This window comes from Streptomyces sp. BoleA5, from assembly GCF_000373665.1.
In the GTDB taxonomy this organism is placed as follows: domain Bacteria; phylum Actinomycetota; class Actinomycetes; order Streptomycetales; family Streptomycetaceae; genus Actinacidiphila.
In genome coordinates this window covers 1-12210 of the sequence record NZ_KB892122.1, presented here as the reverse complement: position 1 = coordinate 12210, position 12210 = coordinate 1, and the positions used below count along the sequence as shown (strand labels likewise).

Sequence of the window (12210 nt, the reverse complement as noted above, 5' to 3'; positions counted from 1 at the left end):
CGCCGTCAGATCAGCCCGTGCTCCAGCAGGTAGTCCAGCTGGGCCCGCACCGACAGCTCGGCGGCCGGCCACAGGGCGCGATCGACGTCCGCGTACACATGGGCGACGACCTCGGAGGGCGTCGTCAGGCCCTGTTCCACGGCCGTCTCGACCTGGGCGAGGCGGTGGGCGCGGTGCGCGAGGTAGAACTCGACCGCTCCCCGCGCGTCGGCGAGGACCGGACCGTGGCCCGGCAGGACGGTGGTCACGCCGTCGTGCATCGTGAGGGCCTGCAGCCGCCGCAGGGAGTCCAGGTAGTCGCCCAGCCGCCCGTCGGGGTGGGCGACGACGGTGGTGCCGCGGCCGAGGACGGTGTCGCCGGTGAGCACGGCCCGGTCGGCGGGCAGGTGGAACGACAGCGAGTCCGCGGTGTGCCCGGGGGTGGGCACGACGCGCAGCTCCAGGCCGCCCGTGGTGACGACGTCGCCCACGGCCAGGCCCTCGTCGCCCAGCCGCAGCGCCGGGTCCAGGGCGCGCACCGGCGTGCCGGTCAGCTCGGCGAAGCGGCCCGCGCCCTCGGCGTGGTCGGGGTGGCCGTGGGTGAGCAGGGTGAGGGCGATCCTCTTGCCGAGGGAGTGCGCCGTGGAGACCACGGTGTTCAGATGGCCGTCGTCGAGCGGCCCGGGATCGATGACGACGGCGAACTCGGAGTCCGGCTCGGAGACGATCCAGGTGTTCGTGCCGTCCAGCGTCATCGGCGAGGGGTTCGGCGCGAGCACGCACACCGCGCGGGCCGTCGCCCGCCCGCCGACCTCCGCGCGGGGGTTGCCGGGCTGCGGTACCGAGGTCATTCGGCGGCTCCCATCCGCTTGGTGAACTCCTCGTGGCCCGGCCAGGTCAGCACGATCTCGTCGCCCACGAGGTCGGCCCTCGCCAGCACCGGGGTGAGGTCGCGCCCCTTCGCGGCGCCCTCCAGGGCCGCGCCGGCCGAGTCGTACGGCAGCAGCTTCCGCAGCGTCGCGATCGTCGGCGGCAGCATGGTCATCTCGCCGCGGTCGTAGCCGGCCACGGCCTCGGCGGGACGCAGCCACACGGTGCGGTCGGCCTCCCCCGACACGTCGCGGGTGCGCTGGCCGGGCGGGAGCGCGGTCACGAAGAACCACGTGTCGTAGCGGCGCTCCTCGAACTCCGGGGTGATCCAGCGGGCCCACGGGCCGAGCAGGTCGGAGCGGAGCACCAGGGAGCGGCGCGCGAGGAAGTCGGCGAAGGACAACTCCCGCGAGACCAGGGCGCGCCGGTCGGCCTCCCAGTCCTCGCCGGTGGTGTCCGCGACGACGGACTCCTCGTCGGGCCCGGCCAGCAGGACGCCGGACTCCTCGAAGGTCTCGCGCACGGCCGCGCACACGATCGCCTGCGCGGAGGCGGGGTCCAGGCCCTCGCCCAGCCGGGCCGCCCAGGTCCGCGGTGCGGGTCCCGCCCAGGCCACCGGCCGCTCGTCGCGCGGGTCCACCCCGCCGCCGGGATACGCGTACGCGCCCGCGGCGAAGGCCATGGAGGCCCGGCGCCGCAGCATGTGCACCGCGGGGCCGCCGTCGGCGTCCCGCAGCAGCAGGACGGTGGCCGCACGGCGCGGCACGACGGGCTCCAGGGTGCCCGCGGTGAGGGCGCGGATCCGCTCGGGCCAGGTCGGCGGGAACCACTGGCCGTTCGTGGTGGTCATGGGGCGGATGCTATGCGCTTGCGCGGGGATGTTCGATAGGGCCCGGGCCGGGCGGGCCCGGGCACCCCTCCGGTGGCCCGGCGGGGCCGCGCCGGAGGGGTACGGGACGTCAGTCCTCGACCTCGACCTGGATCTCGACCTCGACCGGCGCGTCGAGCGGCAGGACGGCCACGCCGACGGCGCTGCGGGCGTGCACGCCCTTCTCGCCGAGGACCTCGCCGAGCAGCTCGCTCGCGCCGTTGACGACGGCCGGCTGCCCGGTGAAGTCGGGGGCGGAGGCGACGAAGCCGACGACCTTCACGACGCGCTTGACGCGGTCGAGGTCACCCACCGCGGAGCGGACCGCGGCCAGGGCGTTGAGCGCGCAGGTACGGGCCAGCTGCTTGGCCTCGTCCGCGGTGACCTCGGCGCCGACCTTGCCGGTGCAGGTCAGCTTGCCGTCGACGAGCGGCAGCTGACCCGCCGTGTAGACGTACGCGCCGGACCGGACGGCCGGGACGTACGCGGCGAGCGGCGCGGCCACGGCGGGGAGCTCCAGCCCCAGTTCCGCGAGCCGCTGCTCGACGGCGCTCACGCGCTCTTCTCGCGCTTGAAGTACGCCACCAGCTGCTCGGGGTTGTTCGGGCCCGGCACGACCTGGACGAGCTCCCAGCCGTCCTCGCCCCAGGTGTCCAGGATCTGCTTCGTCGCGTGCACCAGCAGCGGCACCGTCGCGTATTCCCACTTCTTCATGAGGGGACTGTAATGCCTGGCACAGCCCCGCCCCTGCGTAGCCCCGCCCTCGACTGGTTAGGCTCGCAGGTGTGAGGCTCCACATCGTGACGGGCAAGGGCGGCACGGGCAAGACGACCGTCGCCGCGGCACTGGCACTCGCCCTCGCCGCCGAGGGACGGCGGACGCTGCTGGCGGAGGTGGAGGGGCGCCAGGGCATCGCCCAGCTCTTCGAGACCGAGGCGCTCCCCTACGAGGAGCGCAAGATCGCGGTGGCTCCGGGCGGGGGCGAGGTCCACGCCCTGGCCATCGACGCCGAACAGGCGCTGCTCGACTACCTCGACATGTTCTACAAGCTCGGCCGCGCAGGCCGGGCCCTGAAGAAGCTGGGCGCGATCGACTTCGCCACCACCGTCGCACCGGGCCTGCGCGACGTCCTGCTGACCGGCAAGGTCTGCGAGGCCGTGCGCCGCAAGGACCGGGCGGGCTGGCGGTCGTACGACGCCGTGGTGCTGGACGCGCCGCCGACCGGGCGGATCACCCGCTTCCTCAACGTCAACGACGAGGTCGCCGGGCTGGCCCGGTTCGGCCCGATACACAATCAGGCGCAGGCCGTGATGGGGGTCATCAAGTCCCCGGAGACGGCAGTGCACCTGGTCACCCTCCTGGAGGAGATGCCGGTCCAGGAGACCATGGACGGCGTGGCGGAGCTGCGCGCGGCGGGGCTGCCGACCGGGGCCGTGATCATCAACATGGTGCGCCCGGTGGTGATGGACGGCGCGGCCGTGGCCTCGGCGCGCGACGGGCAGCGCACGGCGATCGCGAAGGCGCTCTCCCAGGCGGGGCTGGGCGGCGCGCGGCGCGGCGGCCTCGCGGAGCGGCTCGTCGACCCGCTGCTGGCCCAGGCACACGAGCACGCGGAGCGCGTGGCCCTGGAACGCGCCCAGCGCGAGGAACTGGCCTCACTGGGGCTGCCGGCGTACGAACTGGAACTGATGGGCGACGGGGTCGATCTCGGCGGGTTGTACAGATTGGCTGAAAATCTGCGGAAGCAGGGGCTGGGGGTCGCATGAGCCTGGAGAGTCCGGTATTGGACATCGACCCGCTGATCGACGATCCGAGGACCCGGATCGTCGTCTGCTGCGGCTCCGGAGGGGTCGGCAAGACCACCACGGCCGCGGCCCTGGGCGTCCGCGCCGCCGAGCGCGGGCGGAAGGCCGTCGTGCTGACCATCGACCCGGCGCGCCGGCTGGCCCAGTCCATGGGGCTGTCGGAACTCGACAACACCCCCCGCAAGGTCGCCGGGATCGACGAGTCCGCGGGCGGTGAGCTGCACGCGATGATGCTCGACATGAAGCGGACCTTCGACGAGGTCGTGCTGCAGCACACGGACCAGGAGCGGGCCCGGGCGATCCTGGACAACCCCTTCTACCAGTCGCTCTCCGCGGGCTTCGCCGGCACGCAGGAGTACATGGCCATGGAGAAGCTGGGCCAGTTGCGGGCGCTCGACGAGTGGGACCTGATCATCGTCGACACCCCGCCGAGCCGGTCGGCGCTGGACTTCCTGGACGCCCCGAAGCGGCTGGGGTCCTTCCTGGACGGACGCTTCATCCGGCTGCTGACGGCTCCCGCGAAGGTCGGCGGGCGGGCCGGCGTGAAGTTCCTCAACGTCGGGATGTCGATGATGACCGGCACGCTCAGCAAGGTCATGGGCGCGCATCTGCTGCGCGACGTGCAGACCTTCGTGGCGGCTATGGACTCGATGTTCGGCGGCTTCCGCTCCCGCGCGGACGCCACGTACAAGCTGCTCCAGGCGAACGGCACGGCGTTCCTGGTGGTGGCCGCGCCGGAGCGGGACGCGCTGCGGGAGGCCTCGTACTTCGTGGAACGGCTCGCGGCGGAGGACATGCCGCTCGCCGGGCTGGTGCTCAACCGCGTGCACGGCAGCGGGGCGGCACAGCTCACGGCGGAACGGGCGCTGGCGGCGGCGGAGGCCCTGGACGACCTGAGCGAGCCCGACGACCCGGGCGCCCCGAACGACTTGGACGACCCGGACGACCCGGACGACCCGGAAACCGCTGACGCCGCCGACACCGTCGACGCCGGCCCCGCGGCCGGGAATCCGACAACTCCCCGGCTGACCGGGGAGTTTGACGAATCCGCAGAAAATCTTCAAAGCGTCGGCATTGTGGATCAGCCCGGCGGGAAAGCTGGACTCCGTACGGCCGACGGCGGCGAAGGGACCCCCAGTACGGACAGTGCGGACACCAGCTCTCCCGAATCACCCACCGGCTCCCCGGCCGCCCCCGTACCCGCACAGGACCCCGAAGCGGGCCGGTCCACGAACCCGGACCCGCTGGACGCCGACCGCCTCGCCGCCGGCATGCTGCGCCTGCACGCCGAGCGGATGCAGCTGGTCGCGCGCGAGCGGCGCACCCGTGAGCGCTTCGTCTCCGTGCACCCGGACGTGCCCATGGTGGACGTCGCGGCCCTGCCCGGTGACGTGCACGACCTCGAGGGCCTGCGCGCGATCGGCGAACGCCTCGCGCAGGGTCAGCCCACGGCCGCGTAGTCGTCGTAGCCCTCGTTGTAGCCCTCGTCGTCGAGCGGGAGCACGCCTGTGCTGCGCTCGTACTCCGTGCGCGCCGTCTCCAGCAGCCTGCGCCACGAGGTGACCGTGGGACGCCGGCGCAGCAGCGCCCTGCGTTCCCGCTCGGTCATCCCGCCCCAGACGCCGAACTCCACCCGGTTGTCCAGGGCGTCCGCCAGGCACTCGGTGCGTACCGGGCAGCCGGTGCACACCGCCTTGGCCCTGTTCTGGGCCGCTCCCTGGACGAAAAGTTCATCCGGATCCGTCGTGCGGCACGCGGCCTGCGTACTCCAGTCCGTAACCCAGCTGCTCATGCTGGCGCCGTCCTCTCCCGAATCGAGGCTCCCCCACGGCGGCAAGCGGCATATTCACCGTTGCCAGTTGAGGACGTTACGGAAGGTGGGCACGACGCAACAGCCCTTTCAGGCCCAATCTTGAATGGCCCGAACGGACTATGGGTACGCGACAGATCACCCGACGGAGTGAGCCGGCGGCAGAACGGGCGAATTGCCGCAAAACGGTCAGCTCGCCACTTCTGGGGCCCGAGATCCAGGTCATATGGCTGGCATATGACAGGAATTCGGGCAGTTCTCATCACCCACAAGAGTGATTAGGGAGGACAGACGTGTGCGCAGTGTTCGCGCCTGTCTGTTACAGAGTAGGCGAACAAGCATGCCCACGTCTTAAGAATGGCAACGTAAGCTGCACCCCATGGGTCACAAGCGATCGCGCCCCACCAGCAGCGGCGGCACCAGCTCAGCCCAGCAGGCAGCCAAGTTCCTGGGCGTCAGCGTCCTGGCAGGCGTCGTGCTGGCCGGTATCGCCCTCCCCGCGGCGGGGGCGCTCGGACTGAGCGCCAAGGGCACCGCGGCGGGCTTCGACTCCCTGCCGGGCGAGCTCAAGCGACCGCCGCTGTCCCAGAGCACCCAGATCCTGGACACCAAGGGCGACCTGATCGCGACCGTCTACTCGCGCGACCGCACGGTCGTGGGGCTCGACAAGATCAGCAAGCCGATGCAGCAGGCCATCGTCGCCATCGAGGACGCCCGCTTCTACGAGCACGGCGCCATCGACGTCAAGGGCATCCTGCGCGCGCTCAACAAGAACGCCCAGGAGGGCGGTGTCTCCGAGGGCGCGTCCACCCTGACGCAGCAGTACGTGAAGAACGTCTTCGTCGAGGAGGCCGGCGACGACCCCACCAAGGTCCAGCAGGCCACGCAGCAGACCCTCGGTCGCAAGATCAAGGAGATGAAGTACGCCATCCAGCTCGAGCAGGAGCTGGGGAAGCAGAAGATCCTCGAGAACTACCTCAACATCACGTTCTTCGGCGAGCAGGCCTACGGGGTCGAGTCCGCCTCCCGGCGCTACTTCAGCAAGTCCGCGAAGAACCTGTCGCTGACCGAGTCCGCGCTGCTGGCCGGTCTCGTCCAGTCGCCGAGCCGCTACGACCCCGTGAACGACCCGGAAGAGGCCAAGAAGCGCCGCGACGTGGTGCTGCAGCGCATGGCCGACGTGAAGGACATCACGCAGGCCGCGGCCGACGAGGCGAAGAAGAAGCCGCTCGGTCTCAAGATCACCCAGCCCAAGAACGGCTGCATCACCGCCGTGAACGGCGCCGGCTTCTTCTGCGACTACGTGCGCCAGGTCTTCCTCAGCGACAAGACCTTCGGCAAGACCAAGGGCGAGCGCTCCAAGCGCTGGGACCAGGGCGGCCTCACCATCCGCACCACCCTCGACCCGAAGGCGCAGCGGTCCGTCCAGGACTCGATCAGCCGGCACGTGTACAAGAGCGACGACGTCGCCACCGCCGTGACCCTGGTCCAGCCCGGCACGGGCAAGATCGTCGGGATGGGCCAGTCCCGCCCGTACGGCTTCAAGAAGAACCAGACCCAGATCAACCTCTCGGTCAACCAGTCCATGGGCGGCGGCGTCGGCTATCAGCCCGGTTCGACCTTCAAGCCGATCACCGCGGCGGCGGCCATCGAACAGGGCACCGACGCGGCGACCACCTACCCCTCGCCGTACAAGATGACCTACCCGAGCCCCGTCACCACCTGCGGCGGCAACTGGGTCAACACCGAGGGCAGCACGGTCGAGAACGAGAACGAGTCCGAGAAGGGCCCGTACTCCCTGAAGGAGGCGACCGCCAAGTCGGTCAACACCTTCTACGTCCAGCTGATCAGCGACATCGGCGTCTGCCCGGTGGTCGAGATGGCCAACTCGATGGGCGTCCAGCGGGCCAACGGCAAGAAGCTCAGCCAGGTGCCGTCCCTCACTCTGGGTTCGCAGGAGGTCTCGCCGCTGACCATGGCGAACGCCTACGCGACCTTCGCCAACAAGGGCGTCTACTGCAGCCCCGTCGCCATCGAGTCGATCACCGACGCGAACGGCAAGAAGCTGAAGGTCCCGCAGAGCAAGTGCAAGCGGGCCATGACGGAGCAGACCGCGGCCACCCTGAACACGCTGCTCAAGGGCGTGGTCGAGGACGGCACCGGCCAGCAGGCGGGCCTGTCCGACCGTGACAGCGCGGGCAAGACCGGTACGACCGACGAGCGCTTCGCCGCCTGGTTCGTGGGTTACACCTCCGACATGGCCGGCGCGGTCTGGGTCGGCGACCCGGCCCACAAGCGCCACATGACCAACATCACCATCGGTGGCGTGTACCACGCCAAGGTCTTCGGCGCCGACACCCCGGGCCCGATCTGGCGCGACGCGATGTCCGGTGCCCTGACCGGTACGAGTTCCTCGAACCTCCCGACGGTGGCCATCCGCGAGCCCGAGAAGCCGCGCAACGACGATGACGACCACCACGGCCCCGGTGACAACGGCGGCCCCGGCGGCGGCAACGGAAACGGCAACGGCGGCGACGAGGGCCTCTTCGGCGGCATCTTCGGTGGTGGCGGCGGCGGCAACGGCCGCGGCGGCGCGACCAACGGGGGCCCCGGGGCCGGCACCCCCGAGACGGGTGGCACCGGGGCGGGCTGACCTTCCCGGTACGTGACATGACGCCGAAGGGGCGCCGGGACCGATCGGTCCCGGCGCCCCTTCCGTTGCCGGCTGCCCTCGGGCGCCGCGGGCTGTCGTGGGCGCCGGTCGGGCGCCGTGCCGTCAGCCGCCCGCGAGCTGCCTGCGCACCTCGGCGGCGACCCGGCCGCCCTCGGCCAGCCCCGCGACCTTCGGGTTCACGAGCTTCATGACAGCGCCCATCGCCTTGGGCCCCTCGGCCCCCGACTCGGTGATCGCCGCGGCGACGATCCCGGCCAGCTCGGCGTCGTCGAGCTGCTTCGGCAGGTAGGCGCCCAGCACCTCGCCCTCCGCCAGCTCACGCTCCGCGGACTCCTTGCGGCCGCCCTTCTCGAAGGCGTCGGCGGCCTCCCGGCGCTTCTTCGCCTCCCGGGCGATCACCGTCAGCACCTCGTCGTCGGAGAGCTCGCGCGCCTCCGTGCCCGCGACCTCCTCCTTGGTGATCGCGGTGAGGGTGAGACGGAGGGTGGACGAGGTCAGCTCGTCCCGTCCCTTGATGGCAGCCGTGAGGTCGTCGTGCAGACGCTGCTTGAGCGTGGTGGTCATGGCACCGAGTCTGCCAGGTCGCCACCGGGAGGGCCGGAGATTTATCCCTGACGAGCCGTCTGCCACCATGGAGGGCATGCGCGCGCGATACGGAGTACCCCTGGGCATCACAGCTGCCGGTGCGGCCTGCGTGGCCTACGCCGCCGGAATCGAGGCGCGGTCCTTCCGCCTGCGCAGGGTGCGGGTGCCCGTGCTGCCGGCGGGGATGCGGCCGATCCGCGTCCTGCAGCTCTCCGACATCCACATGGTGAGCGGCCAGAACAAGAAGCGCCGCTGGCTGCAGTCGCTGGCCGGGCTTCGTCCGGACTTCGTGGTGAACACCGGCGACAACCTCTCCGACCCGCACGGCGTGCCCGAGCTGCTGGACGCCCTCGGCCCGCTGCTCGACCTCCCCGGGGCGTATGTCTTCGGTTCCAACGACTACTACGCCCCCAAGCTGCGCAACCCCGCCCGCTATCTCCTCGAGCGCGTACGGGGCGAGCACGGCCTCAACGGCAAGAACGACCCCGCCATCGGCGTCGCCCGCAACCCCTGGGAGGAGGTCCGCGACGCCTTCGACGTGGCCGGGTGGGTCGGGGTCAACAACACCCGCGGCCGCCTCAAGCTCGACGACGGCATCGAGATCGCCTTCACGGGCCTCGACGACCCCCACATCCGCCGCGACCGCTACGCCGCCGTCTCCGGCGGCCCCGACTCGGACGCCGACCTCTCCCTCGCCGTCGTCCACGCCCCCTACCTGCGCGTGCTCGACGCATTCGCCGCCGACCGCTACCCGCTGATCCTCGCCGGTCACACCCACGGCGGACAGCTCTGCATCCCCTTCTACGGCGCCCTGGTCACCAACTGCGACATCGACACGGACCGGGTCAAGGGCCTGTCCACCCACGAGGCCGCCGGCCACCGCTCCTACCTGCACGTCTCCGCGGGCTGCGGCACCAACCGCTACACCCCGGTCCGCTTCGCCTGCCCGCCGGAGGCCACCCTGCTCACCCTGACGCCGGGCGCCTGAGCCGCCCGCGAAAACCGGATTTCGTCTCCAGCGGGAGGTCCGCTAGAGTAATCCTCGTCGCGCCGGGCCGGAGGCCACGGTACGACACCGGGGTGTGGCGCAGCTTGGTAGCGCGCTTCGTTCGGGACGAAGAGGCCGTGGGTTCAAATCCCGCCACCCCGACTTCGGAAAATGCAGGTCAGGGCCGGTTTCCCCAGTGGGGAGACCGGCCCTGCTTGCTGTTGAGTGTCTAAGTGAGTGTCTACGGCTTCGGATCGCGCTTGAAGATCCCGTCCATCACGACCGCCCCCGTCTGAATCACGGGGCGGATCTGCTTCCGGTAGACCTCTTCGGTGACGGCCGTACCGGAGTGGCCGACCAGGCGCGAGATCTCCTCCAGCGGGACACCGCGGTCCGACAGCAGCGAGACGAAGCTGTGCCGCAACTCCCGGGGCGTCCACTCAGCCGCGTTCACGCCTTCCGCGTTCTTGAGAGCCGCCCGGAAGGCCCGCCGGACGTGCGAGGCGTCTGCCTCCTTCCCCACGGCCGAGCAGAACACGAGCCCGTGCTCCTCCCACGAGTCGCCGGCCGCCAAGCGGTCCCAGCCCTGGTCTTCCCAGTGCTGCCACAGCACGTCCACGCACCGGGCGGGGAGCGCGAGCGTGCGGCGTGACTTCCTGGTCTTCGTGTCTCCCCCGGAGCGGACCGAGCGCCACACCGCCATGTAGGGCGGGGTCGGCGGGTCGGTCTTGGGGTCGCCACGCAGGCAGACGTGGTCCCAGGTGAGCGCCCGCATCTCCTCGGTACGCGCTCCGGTGAGGAGCGCCACCACGATGTAGGCGTGCATCGAGGTACGTTCGGCAGCAGTCAGCACCGCCTCGGCCTGGGCGAGGGTGAGCGCCTTGGACGGCCGGCCAGGCTGTCCCTTCGGCACCGAGCACAGCTGCGCCGCAAGAGAGGCTTGTCCCAGCGCGACCTGGCCGCCGAGATGGGCCGCTCCGAAAGCTGGGTCTCCCAAGTCGAGCGAGGCGTCCAGCCGATCGAGCGCCTATCTGTGCTTCAAGCCCTGGCCGACGCCCTCGGCGTGCCGGTGCGCGAATTACGCCCGGAAGCCGAGATCGCGCCCGAACCCGAGCCCGAGCAGCAGCCGCAGAGCAACGACCTCGACGGGCTGCGCGTCGCCCTGACCGGCCACCCCACGCTGGGAAGCCTCTTCGGGCAGATCACCGCCTGCCCGGAGCCCTCGCTCGAAGACTTCCACCGGCACGTCGACGAACTGTGGGACCTTGCACACGCAGCGAGCTACGCGGCACTGAGCGACCGGCTCTCCAAAGTGCTGCCCCAACTCGAAGCCGCCGTACGCCACGGCCCCGAAGCCGAACGCGCAGAGCTCCACGCCCTCCTGGCCCGGACCTACCAGGTAGCCGCCGCGAGCTTCGTGCGCCAGGACGAGCCGGATGCCGCATGGGTCGCCGCCGACCGAGCACTCCAGGCAGCCGAACGTGCCGGCCAACCGCTGGAAGTCGTCGCAGGCCTCTTCCGCCTGGCCCACGCCTTCATAAGGCAACAGCGCACCGACCAGGCCGAACAAGCTGCCATGTCGGCGATCAACGCCCTGACACCTCGCAGCCAGGCAGACGCCAGCCCCCCGGAGGAAAGGTCGCTCCTGGGTGCCATGCACTTGGTCATGGCCGTGATCAGCGCCCGTGAGGGAGCCCGCTCCGCCACCCACGCCCACATCGAAGAGGCCCGGCGCATCGCCGCCACCAACGGAGCCGACCGCAACGACTTCGACACCGAGTTCGGCCCCACCAACGTCGAGATCCACGCCGTCAGCACCGCAGTCGACCTCGGCGACGCCGGAATGGCCCTGGACGTAGCCGAACGCATCGACCCCACAGGACTATCCCCGGAGCGCCAGGCACGTTTCCTGGTTGACGTGGCGCGAGCACACGCGCAGCGGCGACACGTCGGCGAGGCCACCGCCGCACTCCTCGAAGCCGAAGCCCTAGCCCCGCAACAGGTCCACTCCCACCACCTGGCCCGCGAAGCAGTCCGCGACCTCGTCCAGTTCTCCGGTCACCGAGTCCCCGACCCCCTGGCAGAGCTTGCCGACCGCATGGTGATCGCGTAAGACTTCCTGGTCGTGCAGCACATAAGTAGGCTCGCGGCGTGACAGACCACGGTATTGAGTTCCCGGTCTTCCGACTCCACGTCGTGCCAGCGGTCCTGGCGCTCGCGAGCCCGTCATGGCAGCGCGATGTCTGGCTGCGGCCGGAGGAGTTCGAGGATCTGGACTACGTGGTCACCGTTCTCTTCGACGACTTCTGCGACGCAGACGATCCCGCCCCGTGGTTGGGCAAGAGCCTACGCACGCAGGAGGAGGTCACGTTGATGAAAGAGCTTGGCGAGGCGTACTCCGTCGTGCAGGAACAGGTAGGCCGAGGAGCCCAAGATCAGGACTACCTGAACAGTCCAGGGTGGGGTTCGGTCATCAAAATTGCAGCCAAGCTGGCGCAAGTGATGGTGACCAACGACCTCCAGGCGGCGGCCCTCCTGCACTACGAGCAGTCCCAGCACGGCTAATCCGACTGCTCATGCCGACCGGGAAATCTTAGGCGGTGCTTGTTACGGGTTTCTCTACCTCATCAA

12 protein-coding genes, 1 tRNA gene and 1 pseudogene are annotated in these 12210 nt (G+C 70.6%); 7 read left to right on the top strand and 7 right to left on the bottom strand.

What is annotated here, in order from left to right:
• Positions 1-5: 5 nt before the first annotated feature.
• The 4 genes from B085_RS0129295 to B085_RS47490 all read right to left on the bottom strand — a co-directional run bounded on the left by B085_RS0129295 (position 6) and on the right by B085_RS47490 (position 2431).
• Positions 6-830, bottom strand: a complete 825-nt coding sequence (locus tag B085_RS0129295; protein ID WP_018562166.1) for an MBL fold metallo-hydrolase — start codon at positions 828-830, stop codon at positions 6-8.
• The gene (locus B085_RS0129290; RefSeq protein WP_018562165.1) at positions 827-1699 is read right to left on the bottom strand and encodes an NUDIX hydrolase; all 873 of its coding nucleotides are present in this window, start codon (positions 1697-1699) and stop codon (positions 827-829) included. Before B085_RS0129290 ends, B085_RS0129295 begins: the two co-directional genes overlap by 4 nt.
• A 109-nt stretch (positions 1700-1808) precedes the next feature.
• Complete coding sequence (locus B085_RS0129285) at positions 1809-2273, bottom strand: RidA family protein (protein WP_018562164.1); 465 nt, start codon at positions 2271-2273, stop codon at positions 1809-1811.
• On the bottom strand, positions 2270-2431 hold the full coding sequence (locus tag B085_RS47490) for a DUF4177 domain-containing protein (protein ID WP_018562163.1): 162 nt from the start codon (positions 2429-2431) through the stop codon (positions 2270-2272). Before B085_RS47490 ends, B085_RS0129285 begins: the two co-directional genes overlap by 4 nt.
• 71 nt (positions 2432-2502) lie before the next feature.
• Here B085_RS47490 and B085_RS0129275 point away from each other — a divergent pair, with 71 nt between their 5' ends.
• Together B085_RS0129275 and B085_RS0129270 are read left to right on the top strand one after the other, a co-directional pair.
• Positions 2503-3483, top strand: a complete 981-nt coding sequence (locus B085_RS0129275) for an ArsA-related P-loop ATPase (protein WP_086020748.1) — start codon at positions 2503-2505, stop codon at positions 3481-3483.
• Positions 3480-4982, top strand: a complete 1503-nt coding sequence (locus tag B085_RS0129270) for an ArsA family ATPase (RefSeq protein WP_026251565.1) — start codon at positions 3480-3482, stop codon at positions 4980-4982. The genes B085_RS0129275 and B085_RS0129270 overlap by 4 nt, the downstream gene beginning before the upstream one ends.
• Here the strand turns inward: B085_RS0129270 and B085_RS0129265 are convergent.
• On the bottom strand, positions 4964-5314 hold the full coding sequence (locus tag B085_RS0129265) for a WhiB family transcriptional regulator (protein ID WP_018562160.1): 351 nt from the start codon (positions 5312-5314) through the stop codon (positions 4964-4966). The genes B085_RS0129270 and B085_RS0129265 overlap by 19 nt on opposite strands.
• Positions 5315-5711: 397 nt before the next feature.
• On the opposite strand from B085_RS0129265, the gene B085_RS0129260 reads away from it, so the two are divergent.
• Positions 5712-7985 (top strand): transglycosylase domain-containing protein, encoded by a 2274-nt coding sequence (locus tag B085_RS0129260; protein WP_018562159.1) that lies wholly within the window; start codon positions 5712-5714, stop codon positions 7983-7985.
• A gap of 123 nt (positions 7986-8108) precedes the next feature.
• Here the strand turns inward: B085_RS0129260 and B085_RS0129255 are convergent, their stop codons facing one another.
• A complete protein-coding gene (locus B085_RS0129255) occupies positions 8109-8570 on the bottom strand; it encodes a GatB/YqeY domain-containing protein (protein WP_018562158.1) in 462 nt (153 codons plus the stop codon).
• Between the two features lie 76 nt (positions 8571-8646).
• Between B085_RS0129255 and B085_RS0129250 the strand changes: the two genes are divergently transcribed.
• On the top strand, positions 8647-9579 hold the full coding sequence (locus B085_RS0129250) for a metallophosphoesterase (RefSeq protein WP_026251563.1): 933 nt from the start codon (positions 8647-8649) through the stop codon (positions 9577-9579).
• An 88-nt stretch (positions 9580-9667) separates the two neighbouring features.
• Positions 9668-9741 (top strand) — tRNA-Pro (locus B085_RS0129245).
• Positions 9742-9820: 79 nt separating this feature from the next.
• Here B085_RS0129245 and B085_RS44170 read toward each other — a convergent pair.
• Positions 9821-10504: pseudogene (locus B085_RS44170) on the bottom strand (site-specific integrase); the annotation flags it as partial.
• A gap of 15 nt (positions 10505-10519) precedes the next feature.
• Between B085_RS44170 and B085_RS0129235 the strand changes: the two are divergent.
• Positions 10520-11692 (top strand): helix-turn-helix domain-containing protein, encoded by a 1173-nt coding sequence (locus B085_RS0129235; RefSeq protein ID WP_037732732.1) that lies wholly within the window; start codon positions 10520-10522, stop codon positions 11690-11692.
• A 38-nt stretch (positions 11693-11730) separates the two neighbouring features.
• Entirely contained in the window at positions 11731-12144 is a 414-nt protein-coding gene (locus B085_RS0129230) for an SCO4402 family protein (RefSeq protein ID WP_018562154.1), read from the top strand.
• Positions 12145-12210 lie beyond the last annotated feature (66 nt).